Origin of the sequence: Leifsonia sp. EB41 (assembly GCF_041262565.1) — a bacterium.
In the GTDB taxonomy this organism is placed as follows: Bacteria; Actinomycetota; Actinomycetes; order Actinomycetales; family Microbacteriaceae; genus Leifsonia.
Window position 1 is genome coordinate 2,812,874 of record NZ_JBGCCJ010000001.1, and the last position, 14,499, is coordinate 2,827,372.

Genomic DNA, 14,499 nt, shown 5'->3' on the forward strand with positions numbered 1-14,499 from the left:
TCGTCTTTTCCGCGATGAAGAGCCAAGCGGCAGCTCGTGACGCTCGACCTGAACACGTCGCCTTCTGGAATTCGGGCATCGGAATCCGGGGAGAGACGTTCCGAGTCCCAGAGTCTTCAGTAGTCACCAGTCGTGCAGGTGCGCGGGGGCGACGGAAACACTTCGCTCTCGTCTGTTCCCGCTCAGAGCCAATTCACGAGAGTGGCGGTCACGCAATTCGGGCCGGGCAGTTACGCAATCTGGCTTCGGGCTCTGCGATCGGCCATTCCCAAGTCACGTCGGTGGTTGTCGAGAGGCCCGAGCTTCCGCCGATTGGGCCGCGATACGACTTGGGTTTCACTGCGACCCTCGTGGCTCCGTACCTTGTCACGCTCGACACAAGCGTCAGCCTTCCTTTTGAGGAGGTCCGTGAAGCGGTTACTGGCGGATTCTGGGAATTGCTAGATCTTAGGCGGAGCCTATTCTTAGAGCCAACACAGCCTACGGCAGCTGTAACTCTCGCTGACTGGTAGGCCAGGTAGGCCAAGTCGCCCTTCGGAAATGCAGAGGTGAGGGGCACACTATGCGCATGGACATTGAGGAGCCAGACGCAAGATCGCTGGGCGTTTCGGACGAAGAGGCGGTCTCGCTTTGTCGTGACTGGATGCTGCACCTTGGCGCTCTAGATACGGTCGTCGCCTCCGGTGAGTCTCGAGATATTTGTGACCTCTTCAGCGGACGCTACCTGGCTTGGGTCGACAACACGCGGGGCAATCTCGACGGTGAGAAGGTGATGTTCGCGGCTGGAGTTGCTTCTAGAGACGGCCGGCAGCCGATCATCTTCAAGCGCGGTGGAATCCGACTTGAGGCGCAGAGACAAGCCGACCTGCATGGCGTCGCACTCTTCTACTACGCGCCCTCGGATGGCGTGCTGGAGGGTGCAAACATCCTGGGCCATCAGCTTCGCGCCTCGCACCTCAGCGACCACTGACGCGCTACCGGTCCAGCGCGCTGCCGCCTTGCGTCACCCCGGCGGGAGCGATTCCCGCAGTCGCTGCGGCGCGACGGAGTTCTTGACGTGCCGCACTACGGGACCGTTCAAGGCTCTCTTCAATAGCCTGCCGCTGCATCATCCGCACCAGCTCGTTTCGCGCTCCAGCACGTGTCGATGTTGTCAGGATGAGGTCATTCGTTTGCCTGCCACGCGTCAGCCCTACGTACAGGCCGGCGGCATCGACACCGGGGCCGACTAGCGAACGATCGGTGGTCTCGCCTTGCACGCCATAGACAGTTGACGCGTATCCGAGGTGCATGTGCTGACCAGCGTACTCGCTGGTGACTTTGCGCAAATCGGAAGAGTCGGTCGTTGAGGCGAGAATTACATGGTCTAGCTCGATCTTTTTGATCGTCCAGGTCTGCCTATTGTCGACGCCCGCACGGGAGTTGTTTCGGCGCGTCTGCACGATGTCGCCTTCAACGAGCATCTGGCCGTCCTGACCACTCACCATCCGTTCGGGCGAGATACACCCCAACAACAGCCGCCGGGCTTGGATCGATTCGTTGATGCTCTGCGCTTCCGCTTGCGTGGCCGTGACCAAGGCGATTGAGGCACCGTCGTGCATGGCCGTAAACCAAGCGTTGACCATCGCTTCCTTCGCGGCGACGTCGTTGCTCACAATCGTGACGTGGTCTGTGTCGAGGAGCTGGTCCGCGACAGATGCAGCGTCCTCGGGGCTGTAGGGATCGCGCAGTCGCAACGAGAGTTCGGCCCAAGTTGGATCCTTGAATCGATGGACCGTCGTCAGCTCAGTGAGGCTCGAAGCGCGACGCCAGAATAGTGCCATTGCTCCAGCGTGCCCGACTGGGAGGGCTTGACGTTGGTCTCCGACGAGCGCAATGCTCGCACCGGTTTGCTGCACGACCTCGAGCAACGCGTTCGCCGCCTCAAGCTCCATCATCCCCGCCTCATCTACGACAATCCTGTCGCCTGGCGCAACTCGACGAGCTGGACCCTCGTACGTTCGACCCGTGCTCGCGTCGACCTCTCCGGGGGTAAGCCGCGTCCATTCGGCTCCGCCGGCTTGATTGGATGCCCAGCGCCATCCGTAGTCGAACAGGAGTTGGTGCAGAGATGACGAGGCGCTCTCCGCTTCGCGGCCGGCTACCGAGGACGCCTTCTTGGTCGGGGCGACGATAATCATGTTGCGGCCGTGGCCTCGCAGAGTAGCGCCGGCGACCTTCAACATGGTCGTCTTCCCGGTGCCAGCGGCACCGCTTACGCAGACTATTCGGCCCGTTCCACCTATCGCTGCCGCACCATCTATCTGCTCTGGGTTGAGCTCGCGATCTGGGCCCACGAGGCGCCCGATGGCCGCGACTTCTTGCGTCCTGGCAGGTTCGCCAGGTCCCGCCATCAGCTCAATGCGGTGGGCAACGCTGGCTTTGAGCGCTGCCGTTGAGGTCGCCATCAGGTGCTTGACGTGGCGAGGTACATCGGACTCGTTCAAGAGGGTGACCGTGTGCGTTGAGGTAGCAGCCTCGGCGATGTGATCAATGACGGGCTCGAGGTCAGACCGAGCGGCAACGATCCCAGACTTCGAGAGTGCGCGGATCACGCCCGCTCGGATGTCAATCTCGCTAAAACGACCACCCGTCCCGGTCGACCGGGCATCGGCGTCGACGATAGCCATCGCCGCCAGCAGCTCGAGGTCGAGGTCGTCGAGCGGACTAACGATGACGGGCCTCGAATCGCGCTCTCGCTCGAGTGTCGGATCGGCGGTCAGGAGCTCGTTTCGCACGACGGTTGCCCAGTCCTCGGCGTCCAGTTTCGCCGGCTTGTCCGGTCGACCGTATGCCCACGCCCACCGATCGATTTGGTTCAGCACTTCGTGGGACGGTTCCTGCTCCGTATGCTCGGCCTTCCACTCGGCGACCCGAGTCGCCTTGTTCGCCTCGATCTGTGCGGAGCGTTTTGAGAGCGCGCGCACCAGGTGCTTGAGTTGCGCGATCTCGCCGTCTGCGTTGAGGGTGAAGCCCTTCGCGGCCAGCGCCGCAAGCCATTCCGGATCCGTGCGTGAGGCCAGGTCACCTTCCGCGTTGATCACGTTCTGGAACCGAAGCGCGACGCGGGTGTCGACGTTCGACCACTTCCTGTCGCGTCCCTGGACTTTCACGTTCAACCACAGGTGGCGGTGTTTGTGCGGGTCCAGGGACCGCGACCGCTCGTGCCGGAGTTCGACGACTTCGACCCGTGCGAGGTCCTCGCGGATACAACCCTGCTTCCCGCGCCGCGCGTTGAGTTCGGACTGCCACAGCTTGATGATCCGGTCCCGCAGGCGGTCCTGCAGATCCTCGTACACAGCCGCCAGCTCGGGGTCCAACATCGCCGCGATCGAGAACGACTTCGGAGCATTGATCGTCGCGTCCAAGATCAGGTCTGCCACCGGCGATTCGAGATCCCGACCGCGCCGCTCGCCAGTCAACGGGTCGACCCCGTTCACCCACTTCTTCAACTGGGACCGGGTGAGCAGGTCGTCACGGATGTTGCCGTCCTCGACGATGTACCGGGTCATCACTGCGTCCGCATAGCCCGCAGCAGCGATTACGCCGTCGGCGGTCTTCGCGGTCAGTGTCGAATCACAGACCCCGGCGAAGGCGTACTGGACCGCCTGCTTCACTCCCTGTGAAGTCTGGCCGCGTTTCCATCGCTGAACCCCACCCCTCATACCTACACGTTGTGTTAAACAGGCGATTTTGACGCGCAAAATCGGAAATTCATCTCAAAGAGTGCCTGCGTGCATTCGCTCCTTTCCCTTTTGCTTGTCGTCCTTCTTGTCTTGTCTCGTTTCTGGTCTCGTTCTCTCGTTGGTCTCCTTGCTCCTGGTTTCCTTCGTCGCTTCTCGTCCCCTTGGTCTCGTCTCTTCTTGTGACGGCAATCTCCTCCGCTGAGCATTTGTCGCCGCTTGCTCTGCGCCCACTTCGCGCCGTTCCCGAGCGGGAAAGAACCCCGACCCACTCAAGATGGGCCGGGGTTCTTCGTTCACTCGTGATTACTGGTCGAGCATCCCTGCGATGCTGTGGACCGCCGCGAGGACACGGGCGGCCGAGTCGCGAATCACGGTGACGTCTTCGTCGCTCCATCCGGCGATGTAGCCGATGCTGTACGTGCTGGTATCGAATCCACGCAGACTTGCGACCACGTAGGCGACCGATTCAGCCTCGACTTCCATGCGTCCGCGGTGCTGCCGGTACTCCTCGATGCTTTTGATGTGGCGGAGCTCGATGTGCGCCGTCTCGTGAATCAAGGTCTTCGCGGACTGCTCGACGCTGATGCCCTCCGCGAGGATCACTCGTAGCGTCTGAGGGTCGGTGTATCCGTTGGCATGGGTCAACGGCTCGCGGCCGATCCTCCATCCTCGGGACTCCAGTTGATCGGTCAGCGGAGAGATGACGCCGTGGTCGTCGTCGCCGACGAGTCGCCGCGTGGGATCGCTCGGGAGCGGGTCGGCTCCCGCGATCGGGTCGGTCTGCGCGATGTCGAACACGGACAGAGTTGGGAAGTACCGGATCAGACGCCCTTCCTCAGCTGAGGTGTCATCGTCGGTAGCGGTCTCGGTCTTCTTCTCGCGATATCCGAAGATCTTTATCGACTTCTCGCCCTTGCGTACCTGTCGCCCCTTGGCCTGCCACTGTCGGAAACCGGCGACCATGGTCGCGTCTGGTTGCTGCGCGAGGATCAGCAGAAGGTTGTTCAGGCTGTAGTTGTGGAAGGAGCGGGCGAACTCTAGGAATGCCCGCCACTGGCCGCTGTCGGCGAGCTGCTGGACCTGCTCTACGATCGATGCGTGCAGTGCCTCCGCCGCTGCCTGACGGTCGTGCGTGTCTCGGATGATGATCGTGTTACTCATGATTTGCCTGCTCCTTTGTCCACTCGTCTTTCTCGCCGTCCCGGCACGAAGATCAAGAACGGGCCCCGGCCGAGCAGCGAGCGGCAGGAGCGGTTGCTAAGCGGAGGAGCGCAGCGGCGGAGTCTGCAAATAGCGAGTGTGGGTTGCGAAGCGGCCGGAGGCCGTTACGATCGCAGGCCGGAGCGGGGAGACTACGCACATGGCCGCGCCGACGCAGTCGGCTCCACGCCCGAGTCCGTTGCTAACTCGATTGCTGATGGTGAGGACGTCGAGCCACAGCCCTGATGATGAGCGGTGTCCCGATGCTCGCTGGCAGGAGCGAGAACAGCCAAGACGGAAGGAACGGCCAGATCGGCAGGTGGGGTCCTATGGCGAAGCAGGAGATTCCCATGGCGATGATGCGTGGAGCGTCGCCCGGTCAGATCGGTCGTATGCTCGTGGCGAGGATCGGGGGGCTGATGGAGGAGTTGCTGGCCGGCGGCAACACGACCACGGGCGTCGTCAAGGCAGGCCAAACCGTCCGACGCCCGCGTGGCCATCGTTCGACCTTCGCGTGCGAAGTGCTTCGCACCCTGAATGCGGCCGGCATCGCGTGGGCGCCCACCTACCTCGGCATCGACGCAGAGGGCCGCGACACCTTCTCCTACATCCCCGGGGCGACCACCGATCACCCCTCGCAGCGCGACGAGCGCTGTTATGCGGCCTTCGGAGGAATCCTGCGGGAGCTTCACGAGTTCAGCCGCGGCATGCCACTCGCGTCCGGCGCCGAGTGTCTGGTCCATGGTGACCCGGGTCCGTTCAATGTGGTCATGTCGGAGGGGATGCCGGTGGCGCTGATCGACTGGGACAGCGTCCATCCCGGTAACCCGATGGAGGACGTCGGCTATGCGGGATGGACCTGGTGCATCTATGCAACGGGGAACGTGCCGGTTGTCGATCAAGCTCGACGGCTGCGCCTGCTCGCAGACGGCTACGACCCGGAGCTGCGGGCCGACGTTCTGATCGAGGCGATCTTGGGGTGCCAGGACTCGATCATCCGGGTCGAGGGAGCGAACGCCGACGACGAGCGGCTCAGCGACCAGCGACGCCACCACGCACGCGCCGCTGCCGAGTGGGCCGACAGCTGCCGGGCCGTGCTGAGCACGAACCTCCAGACCTTCACCGAAGCCCTCCAACGCGACTGACGACGAGGAGAACGGTGAACGGTCACCGTGCATGCGCCCTTGATCAGTCTTCTGCTTCTTGGTCGGTCGCTTCGCTCATGTCCGTTCCCTGTTCAGCGTCCCGAGCAATCGGGACGCCCGCGCCCTTCTCCGAAAGAGCATGATCGGTTCGCCGGGACCCCTTGGGTCGTTCCAGGATGTACGCGACCAGCGCGGCGATGCTGACCACACTGACCAGGAACCATGCGGCGGTTTGAGAGTCGACCATGAGATGACCTCGTTCTTCTGAATCTCTTGACGCGACGGCCGGCGCTGACGCGGTTCCGCAGGCAACGGATTGCCTGCGGAACCGGCCAGCCTCCTGGTAGCGGCCCGTTCCGCCTCAGGAAGGCTGGTCTTCTAGCGTCGGCGTCGGCGTGACGTTGGAAGTGGCGCCGAGGTAGAGGCGGGCCACCTCGGGATCGTTCATCAGTGCGTCACCGGTTCCGGTGAGGGCGACCCGTCCGGCTTCCAGGACGACGCCTTTGTCCGCGGCCTGGAGCCCTGAGCGTGCGTTCTGCTCGACCAGAAGCACGGTCCGGCCTCCGGCAGCGAGCGTTCGGATGCTCTCGAACACGGACACCCGGGACTTGGGGTCCAAGCCGATGGATGGCTCGTCGAGCAGGATGAGGGCGGGATCGAGCATGAGCGAACGCGCGAGCTCCACCTGTTTCTGCTCGCCGCCGGAGAGCGATCCGGCCTGAGCGTGCCGACGCTTGACCACGATGGGGAAGTCTGCTGCGATCTCCTCCGCTCGCTCCCGGACGACGGTGCTGTCACTGAGGCTGAATGCCCCCATGATGAGGTTCTCCCAGACGGTCATCTGGGGAAACAGGCTGCGGTCCTGGGGTACGTGGACGACTCCCCGAAGCAGCCGCTCTCGTGGTCGCAGCTGGCCGATCTCCTCGCCGCGGAACCGCACGGATCCCGATTTCGGGCGAAGCAGCCCCGAGATGGTCTTTAGAACGGTCGACTTTCCGGCTCCGTTCGGGCCGATCAGACAGACCACCTGCCCGACGTCGACGGTGAGGTCGACGCCTTTCAGGATGAGGCCGGCGCCGTAGCCGGCCGTGACATTGCTCAGTGTGAGCAGCGCTTCAGGAGCCAAGGTAGGCCTCCAGTACCTTCGGATCGGACTGAATAGTGGACGGGGTCCCGTGAGCGATCGGAGCGCCACGGTCGAGCACGATCACGGGATCGCACAGTCGCATCACGAACTGCATATCGTGCTCGACGATGAGGAACGTCGTCCCTGCGGCGTGCCGGTTTCGGATGTGGCGCTCCATCGTGTCGATCATCACCGGGTTAACCCCGGCGGTCGGCTCGTCCAGCAGGACCAGCTTCGGTTCACTCATCAGGACCGATGCGAACTCCAGCAGCTTCCGCTGCCCGTAGCTCAGTTCGGATGCCTTGAGATCCGCCAGCGCGGTCAGCTTGAACTCATCGAGCATCTGGATGGCGAGCTCGTGGTCGTTGCGACTGACTCGCCGTTGGAACATGGTCCGCCATGATCCACCGCGAGCGATCACCAGGTTCTCCTCGACGGTGAGGTCGGGGAAGATCCGGGCCTGCTGGAAGGTGCGTGAGAGACCGCGGCGGTAGAGCGGCGAGGGGCGGGGACGCTTGATGCTGTCTCCCCGGAACACAATGCTTCCCGAGTCCGCCTTCAGATATCCGGTGATCATGTTGAACGCGGTCGTCTTGCCTGACCCGTTCGGTCCGATAAGGGCGGTGATGGTGCCCTCTTGGATCTCGAATGAGCAGGAGTCCACCGCGGTGACCCCGCCGAAGCGCTTGATCAGACTCCCGATCTGCAGCATTGCTTTCATCGTGTCAGCCCTACTTTCGGTTCTGATGTCACAGCTGACACCGGGACTTCCGGCGCAGCGGCAGGGGCGGACGGTTTCTCAGTGTCACGACTCCTGCGTCGCTGGCGTGCCGCGGCGATCGACGGGAGGATTCCACGCGGCAGGAACAGCATGATCAGTAGGAACACGAGAGCGTAGGCGAGCAGGTAGAGCTCGCTAGCGCCGAAGAGTTGCGCGAAGTATTCCTGCGCCGGCACGAGGATGAATGCGCCCAGCACAGGTCCCCACAGAGTGCCCTTGCCACCCAGGAAGGTCATCAGGACCATGCCGATGGTGATCAGTGGATCGATAGCGAACTGCGGGTAGATGAAGCCCACGTAGTATGCCCAGATCCCGCCGACCATTGCCACGAGGCCGCAGCTGAGAGCGAAGGCGATCACCTTCACCGCGGTGACCCGCACGCCGATGCCCTGCGCCTTGTCCTCGTCCGCTCGGATCGTCAGCAGGGCGAGTCCGAACTTCGACTTGGAGATCGCGAACGAGATCCCCATCGTCACCGCGAGCACCGCGACCATCGCGAAGTAGAACGGCCAGTCGTACGTGGCTGCCGCGAAGGGAGCAGGGGCCACCGATTTGCCCTGCGCGCCACCCGTGAGCCCGTTGAGGTTGAAGGCCAATGTCTGCGCGATGAACAGGATGGTGATGGTGACGATCGCAAAGACATCCTGCCGGGTTCGCATGGAGAGCCAGCCGATCGGTGCCGCGACCAGCGCTACGCCGACGCCCACCAGCGGAAGGACCCAGAATGGCGTGTAGCCGTCTCCGACGCTGTTGGTGAATGTGATTCCGATCGCGTAGGCGCCGATTCCGAAGAAGGCCGCGTGACCGAGGGATGGGTAGCCGGCGAAGCCGCCGACGATGTTCCACGAGCTGGAGAGTGCCGCGTACATGATCGTGAAGATCAGAACGCCCAGCAGCCACGACGGGCCTCCCAGCAGGGGAACGGCGATCAGCACCAGGAAGAAGATGCCGGCACGGAGTGTGCCGGCCTTCGTGAGTGAGCGTTTCATAGTGCACCTCGGGTCTTCGCGCCGAACAAGCCCTGCGGGCGGATCAGGAGCACGAGCAGCAGAACGATGAAGAATGCGAAATCGGACCAGACGGGCGAGGCGACTGCCGCGACCATGCTGGAGATGACGCCCATGATGATGGCCGCGTAGATCGCCCCACCGATGCTTCCGAGTCCTCCGAGGATGACGACGGTGAGCAATCGGCTGATCAGGTCGTAGTGGCTGCCGGGGTTGAAGGAGTTCAGCATCCCGAACACGGCTCCGCCGGCTGCAGCGGTTGCCGAACCGAGGCCGAAGCCGATGGCGGAGACCTTCTTCGCGTTGACGCCAAGCAGTTCAGCCGAGGTCGGGTTCTGCACAGTGGCGCGCACGGACCGGCCGAATTTCGTCCGCTTCAGAAGGGCTCCGAGCGCCAGCAGGAGAACGATCGAGATGGCGAACGCCCAGAAGCGTACGACGCTGATCTGGAAGCCGAGGACCGTCCAGCTTGCGTTGGCATAGCTCGGCTGGATGTTCGTCAGCGTCGCACCGTACGCGAAGGACAGCACGCCTTCGATTCCGAGCGCCACAGCGAAAGTCACCAGCAGCGAGAGCTGCGGAACGTCATCGCCGTGCAGCGGGCGCAGGAGCGCCCACTGCACGCCGACACCGACGAAGAACAGCAGTGGCGTGGTGATCAGCAGCGAGAGGAACGGATCGATTCCGAAGGCGGTGAAGAGGGAGTACGTCAGGTACGCCCCGATCATGATCATGGCGCCTTGAGCCAGATTGACGACCTTCATGATTCCGAAGATCAGCGTCTGCCCGCTTGCCATGAGGGCGTAGACGCCGCCGGTCAGAATGCCGAGGATCAGAGCTTGGATGAGCGCATGCATGGTCTATGCCTCACTGTCCCGACCAGGGCTGCTTGGGGGCAACCGGAGCATGCTGCGCCTGCGCGGCCGGGTAGACCGTCTGGAGCTTGCCGCCGACCCACTGCACGAGCTTGTACTCGCCCTGCGGCGCACCGTACTGATCCCAGCTCAGGTTCCCGACCAGCGTGGGCCAGGTTCCCTTGTGCAGGGTGTTGATGATCGTCTGGTTGTCGACCTTGCCCGTCTTCTTGGCAACCGCCTCGACGAGCATTCCGGCGCTGTACGCCTCAGCCGATGTCGGATCGATCTGAGCTGCTGTGCCGCCGAACTTCGCGAGGTAGCTGGCGATGAACGCGGCGCTGCCCGCCTGGGTCGAGCCGGGATACCAGTCGATGCTGGAGAAGACGTCCTCCGTGTTGGAGACGCCGACTGCGGCCGGGAAGTCCGCCGGAGCGTTCGGGCCGTTCGCTTCGTAGAGGAACTTCGGGTTCACGTGCAACTGGATCATGGCCTTGATCTGCGCGAAGGCGTCCGCCTCCTGCGAGCCGCCGACGATCACGTCGGGGTTGGTGGCCGCCACGCCTGCGATGATCGGGGTCATGTCTGCGGTCTCGGCCTCGTAGGTCTTGTCATAGACGGTCTTGATGCCTGCCGCTTCGAACTTCTTCTTCACGTTGTCGGCGATCGGTGCGGCGAATGGGTCGTCGAGCTTCACGTAGGCCGCTGTCTTCGGCCGCTGGTCAGCGGGCAGCGACAGGATGTAGTTCGCGAAGACGGTGCCTCCGGACGTGGTCGGTGCGGGCTGGACGAAGAAGAGATTGTGCAGTTTCTGTGCGAAGACCGACGGGCCACCGCCCGCGGGTTCGATGAATGCGTAGTTGTTCCGGTTCGCGATGCGCGATGCGGGAACCGTCAGCAGGCTGGAGAAGGGACCGAAGACGAGGTTCACCCGGTCCTGTGCGATGAGGTTGGTGTAGTTGGAAACCACCTGGTTCGGGCTCGAAGCGTCGTCCACGATCTTCAACTGGACCTGTCGGCCGAGCACGCCGCCGTGCTTGTTGACGTCGTCCTTCCACAGCTCGTAGCCGCGCTGCGCGGCCTTGCCGGAGTCGGAGAAGTCACCGGTCAGGGACAGAGAGATTCCGATCGTGAGCGGTCCGCTCTGCGTTCCGGCGGTGCCTTGCGAGCAGCCGGCCAGCGCAAGGGCGACCGTCGATGCCACGGCGGCACCGAGTAGCAGACGTTTCGTGCGCGCACGGGTGGCGCGAGGTAGTGGTTGCATCATTGCTCCCTATCTGGACGATCGTCAATACAATCGATTGCAGAACATTCACACACGAAGTCCGGCCTTGTCAAGGGCTGAGGAGATAGTGATCAGGCTCGAGGGGGAGCCGTGGAGCCGCGAACGACGAGTTCCACCGGCAGGGCGACCTGAACGTTCCGGATACGGCCGCCGTTGAGCTGGTCGACCAGCAATTGCGCAGCCTCCACCCCGAGCTGGAACAAGGGGACGCGCACGGTCGTCAGAGGCGGCATGAAGTCTTCCGCGAAGGGCATGTCGTTGAACCCGACGATCGAGAAGTCCTCCGGGCAGCTGAGCCCGGCCGCCCGGATGGCGTGGTAGGCGCCGAGGGCGAGGAGGTCGTTTCCGGCGACCAGGGCCGTGGGCAGGTCCGTGCCCAGCTCGATCAGCTGGGCGGTGGCCGCCCTTCCGGCCTCGATGGAGTACTGGCCGGCGTCGATGACCACGCGGTCCATGTCGCACGCCTCGCAGGCGGCGACGAAAGCGCCGGCACGGACCCGGCTGGTGGAGAACTCTGCGGGCCCTGCGAAGTGCGCGATTCGCCGGTGGCCCAGCGCGTGCAGATGCTCGACGGCGGAACGGATCCCATCGGCGTCCATCCCGACGACCGACGGGTACGGAACGCCGCCGGCGTCGCGGTTGACCATGACGGCGTGGATCCCTCGCTGGAAGGCCTCCTCGGCCACTGAAGGGCCGGCGTGGCCCGTACCGAAGATGAGGCCGTCGACGTGGCGTTGCATCAGCGAGTCGAACAGCGCACGCTCGTTCTGCTCGTCGCTGTCGGTGTTCACGACGAACGCGGAGTACCCGTGCGTCGCCAGACACGAATCGGCCCCGCGCACGATCGGAGGGAAGATCGGGTTCGTCAGGTCCGGGATGATGATCCCCACCGTCATCGACGAGCTCGTCCGCAGGCTTCGCGCGAGCGAATTCGGCGCGTATCCGAGCTGTTTCGCGGCCCGCTTGACGCGCGCTCGCGTCTCGCTGTTGACCTTGGACTCCTCCTTCGGGTTCAGCGCACGCGAGACGGTTCCGGGGTGCACGCCTGCCAGGCGCGCAACATCCGCGATCGTTGGTCCCTCAGCCACACCGCTCACCCTATGCCCTTGACACGTCGCTTCTCGATGTCCATACTGCACTCATAACAATCGATTGCAATAAGTTTGCAGCGAATTGCACGGAAGGAACAATGATGTCCCAGCACACGATCGGATGGATCGGCACCGGACGGATGGGCTTCGCCCTCGCCACCCGCTTGGCCAACGCAGGACGCGATGTCACGGTGTACAACCGGACACGCGCCAAGGCGGACCCCCTCGGGGAGCTCGGCTGTAGGATCGTCGACCGGCCGGTCGACCTGGCGGACCGCGACGTCGTCTTCACGATGGTCTCGACCTCAGAGGATCTGGCGCAGGTGCTCATCGGCGAGGGTGGTCTGTTCTCCGACCCCGACCGGGCGCCGAAGATCGTCATCGATTCCTCGACCGTCTCCCCGGAGGCCTCTGCGCGGATTCGTCGCGCCGCGGCGATGCGCGGCATCCAGTTCATCGCTGCGCCGGTGAGCGGCAACGCCAAGGTCATCGACGCGGGGATGCTCACGATCGCCGCGTCGGGTCCGCGTGAGGTGTTCGACGAGATCGAGTATCTGCTCGAAGACCTCGGCCGTGCTGTCACCCATGTCGGCGACGACGATGTCGCTCGTCTCGTGAAGATCGCCCACAACGTCTTCCTCGGAGTCGTGACTCAGTCACTGTCCGAGATCGTCGCTCTCGCCGAGCGCGGCGGAGTCAGCCGTGCCGATTTCCTGGCCTTCCTCAACGACTCGGTGATGGGATCGATCTTCACCCGCTACAAGTCTCCCGCGCTGGTGAACCTGGACTTCACGCCCACGTTCACGAACGTGCTCCTGCGGAAGGACATGCAGCTCGGCCTGGCCGCAGGCAAGGCGCTCGGTGTGCCGATGCCGATCGCCGCGGCGACCGACATGCTCGTGGCCGAGGCTGTCGGAGCCGGGCACGTGTCCGACGATTTCGCCACCCTCTTCCTCGAGCAGACGCGCCGCTCAGGGTACACGCCGGAGTCAGAGGCGGCGCCGTTCGACGACGGCCTCGCGCCGGCGGTGGTCTCCGCATGAGCGGGCGACCAATCGGCGCCCCGGGGCACATGGGGGTCGACTACGAGGAGCGCGTCGACTTCGATCGGCTGAGAAACTATCGCATCGAGCGTGCCAAAGCGGCCCTGGATGCCAGCGAGTGCGGAGCGTTCCTGCTGTTCGACTTCTACAACATCAGGTACACGACCTCGACGTGGATCGGCGGTGCTCTCGGAGACAAGATGATCCGGTACTGCCTGCTCGTCCGGGATCGTGAACCCGTGCTGTGGGACTTCGGCTCGGCGGTTCGCCACCACAAGCTCTACTCCAAGTGGCTCCCCGAGGAGAACTGGCGTCCGGGATTCCTCGGATTCCGAGGCGCGGTTCCGCCGGATGCCGGACTGATGCGAGACGCTGTGCGTGAGATCAAGGGGCTGCTGGAGGACGCCGGCGTCGCTTCCTACCCGATCGGCATCGACATCGTCGAGCCTCCGTTCCTGTTCGAGCTCGAGGCGCAGGGCATCCGGGTCGTCGATGCCCAGCAGCACATGCTGGACGCCCGCGTCATCAAGTCGCAGGACGAACTGATCCTCCTCAACCAGGCGGCCGCGATGGTCGACGGCGTCTACCAGGACATCGTCGAGGCGCTGAAGCCGGGCGTCCGGGAGAACGAGATCGTCGCCCTCGCGAACAAGCGGCTCTATGAGATGGGGAGCGACCAGGTTGAAGCGGTCAACGCCATCTCGGGAGAGCGGTGCAACCCGCATCCGCACAACTTCACCGATCGCCTCATCCGTCCAGGGGACCAGGCGTTCTTCGACATCATCCACTCCTACAACGGGTACCGCACGTGCTACTACCGCACGTTCGCCGTGGGCAGCGCGACCTCGATTCAACGGGACGCGTACGCGCAGGCCCGCGAGTGGATGGACAGGGCGCTCGATGCGATCAAACCAGGCGTCGGCACCGACGCCGTAGCACGGGTCCTTCCGAAAGCCGACGAATTCGGATTCGACAACGAGCTGGCGGCCTTCGGGCTGCAGTTCGCGCACGGGCTCGGCCTCGGTCTGCATGAGCGGCCGATCATCTCCCGCCTCAATTCGCTCGATCACCCGATCGAGCTGCGCCCGGGAATGGTCTTCGCGATGGAGACGTACTATCCCGCGTCAGACGGGATCTCCGCTGCGCGCATCGAGGAGGAGGTCGTGGTGACGGAGACCGGGACGGAACTGCTCACGAAGTTCCCCGCCCAGGACTTGGTCGTCGCCAACGCATATTGACCCA

13 protein-coding genes are annotated in these 14,499 nt (G+C 63.8%); 4 read left to right on the forward strand and 9 right to left on the reverse strand.

Going from position 1 to position 14,499, the window contains the following annotated elements; all coding sequences use genetic code 11:
• The first annotated feature begins 568 nt into the window (after nucleotides 1-568).
• Complete coding sequence (locus ABH923_RS13990; RefSeq protein ID WP_370055985.1) at nucleotides 569-970, forward strand: hypothetical protein; 402 nt, start codon at nucleotides 569-571, stop codon at nucleotides 968-970.
• A 4-nt stretch (nucleotides 971-974) separates the two neighbouring features.
• On the opposite strand, the gene ABH923_RS13995 is transcribed toward ABH923_RS13990, so the two are convergent.
• Entirely contained in the window at nucleotides 975-3,656 is a 2,682-nt protein-coding gene (locus tag ABH923_RS13995; RefSeq protein WP_370055986.1) for an AAA family ATPase, read from the reverse strand.
• Between the two features lie 372 nt (nucleotides 3,657-4,028).
• Nucleotides 4,029-4,886, reverse strand: coding sequence for an ArdC-like ssDNA-binding domain-containing protein (locus ABH923_RS14000; RefSeq protein ID WP_370055987.1), 858 nt, complete (start codon nucleotides 4,884-4,886; stop codon nucleotides 4,029-4,031).
• A 368-nt stretch (nucleotides 4,887-5,254) separates the two neighbouring features.
• Here ABH923_RS14000 and ABH923_RS14005 point away from each other — a divergent pair, with 368 nt between their 5' ends.
• Nucleotides 5,255-6,070, forward strand: a complete 816-nt coding sequence (locus tag ABH923_RS14005; protein WP_370055988.1) for an aminoglycoside phosphotransferase family protein — start codon at nucleotides 5,255-5,257, stop codon at nucleotides 6,068-6,070.
• Between the two features lie 43 nt (nucleotides 6,071-6,113).
• On the opposite strand, the gene ABH923_RS14010 is transcribed toward ABH923_RS14005, so the two are convergent.
• From ABH923_RS14010 to ABH923_RS14040, 7 genes are all read right to left on the reverse strand, one after another.
• A complete protein-coding gene (locus tag ABH923_RS14010; protein ID WP_370055989.1) occupies nucleotides 6,114-6,317 on the reverse strand; it encodes a hypothetical protein in 204 nt (67 codons plus the stop codon).
• Nucleotides 6,318-6,431: 114 nt separating this feature from the next.
• Nucleotides 6,432-7,265 (reverse strand): ABC transporter ATP-binding protein, encoded by an 834-nt coding sequence (locus tag ABH923_RS14015; RefSeq protein ID WP_370055990.1) that lies wholly within the window; start codon nucleotides 7,263-7,265, stop codon nucleotides 6,432-6,434.
• A complete protein-coding gene (locus tag ABH923_RS14020; protein ID WP_370055991.1) occupies nucleotides 7,186-7,917 on the reverse strand; it encodes an ABC transporter ATP-binding protein in 732 nt (243 codons plus the stop codon). Before ABH923_RS14020 ends, ABH923_RS14015 begins: the two co-directional genes overlap by 80 nt.
• Entirely contained in the window at nucleotides 7,914-8,966 is a 1,053-nt protein-coding gene (locus tag ABH923_RS14025) for a branched-chain amino acid ABC transporter permease (protein ID WP_370055992.1), read from the reverse strand. Before ABH923_RS14025 ends, ABH923_RS14020 begins: the two co-directional genes overlap by 4 nt.
• Nucleotides 8,963-9,841 (reverse strand): branched-chain amino acid ABC transporter permease, encoded by an 879-nt coding sequence (locus tag ABH923_RS14030; RefSeq protein WP_370055993.1) that lies wholly within the window; start codon nucleotides 9,839-9,841, stop codon nucleotides 8,963-8,965. The genes ABH923_RS14025 and ABH923_RS14030 overlap by 4 nt, the downstream gene beginning before the upstream one ends.
• A 10-nt stretch (nucleotides 9,842-9,851) precedes the next feature.
• Nucleotides 9,852-11,042, reverse strand: coding sequence for an amino acid ABC transporter substrate-binding protein (locus ABH923_RS14035; protein WP_370055994.1), 1,191 nt, complete (start codon nucleotides 11,040-11,042; stop codon nucleotides 9,852-9,854).
• Between the two features lie 152 nt (nucleotides 11,043-11,194).
• Entirely contained in the window at nucleotides 11,195-12,211 is a 1,017-nt protein-coding gene (locus ABH923_RS14040) for a LacI family DNA-binding transcriptional regulator (protein ID WP_370055995.1), read from the reverse strand.
• Here ABH923_RS14040 and ABH923_RS14045 point away from each other — a divergent pair.
• Both ABH923_RS14045 and ABH923_RS14050 read left to right on the forward strand, forming a co-directional pair.
• The gene (locus tag ABH923_RS14045; protein ID WP_370055996.1) at nucleotides 12,196-13,257 is read left to right on the forward strand and encodes an NAD(P)-dependent oxidoreductase; all 1,062 of its coding nucleotides are present in this window, start codon (nucleotides 12,196-12,198) and stop codon (nucleotides 13,255-13,257) included. The two genes, ABH923_RS14040 and ABH923_RS14045, sit on opposite strands and share 16 nt — an antisense overlap.
• The gene (locus tag ABH923_RS14050) at nucleotides 13,254-14,495 is read left to right on the forward strand and encodes a M24 family metallopeptidase (RefSeq protein ID WP_370055997.1); all 1,242 of its coding nucleotides are present in this window, start codon (nucleotides 13,254-13,256) and stop codon (nucleotides 14,493-14,495) included. Before ABH923_RS14045 ends, ABH923_RS14050 begins: the two co-directional genes overlap by 4 nt.
• The last annotated feature ends 4 nt before the right edge of the window (nucleotides 14,496-14,499 follow it).

Bases quoted from the DNA above. Each gene is read 5' to 3' on its own strand.
- ABH923_RS13990 (WP_370055985.1), top strand. From the start codon at position 569: ATGGACATTGAGGAGCCAGACGCAAGATCGCTGGGCGTTTCGGACGAA.
- ABH923_RS14000 (WP_370055987.1), bottom strand. From the start codon at position 4,886: ATGAGTAACACGATCATCATCCGAGACACGCACGACCGTCAGGCAGCG.
- ABH923_RS14005 (WP_370055988.1), top strand. From the start codon at position 5,255: ATGGCGAAGCAGGAGATTCCCATGGCGATGATGCGTGGAGCGTCGCCC.
- ABH923_RS14010 (WP_370055989.1), bottom strand. From the start codon at position 6,317: ATGGTCGACTCTCAAACCGCCGCATGGTTCCTGGTCAGTGTGGTCAGC.
- ABH923_RS14020 (WP_370055991.1), bottom strand. From the start codon at position 7,917: ATGAAAGCAATGCTGCAGATCGGGAGTCTGATCAAGCGCTTCGGCGGG.
- ABH923_RS14025 (WP_370055992.1), bottom strand. From the start codon at position 8,966: ATGAAACGCTCACTCACGAAGGCCGGCACACTCCGTGCCGGCATCTTC.
- ABH923_RS14030 (WP_370055993.1), bottom strand. From the start codon at position 9,841: ATGCATGCGCTCATCCAAGCTCTGATCCTCGGCATTCTGACCGGCGGC.
- ABH923_RS14050 (WP_370055997.1), top strand. From the start codon at position 13,254: ATGAGCGGGCGACCAATCGGCGCCCCGGGGCACATGGGGGTCGACTAC.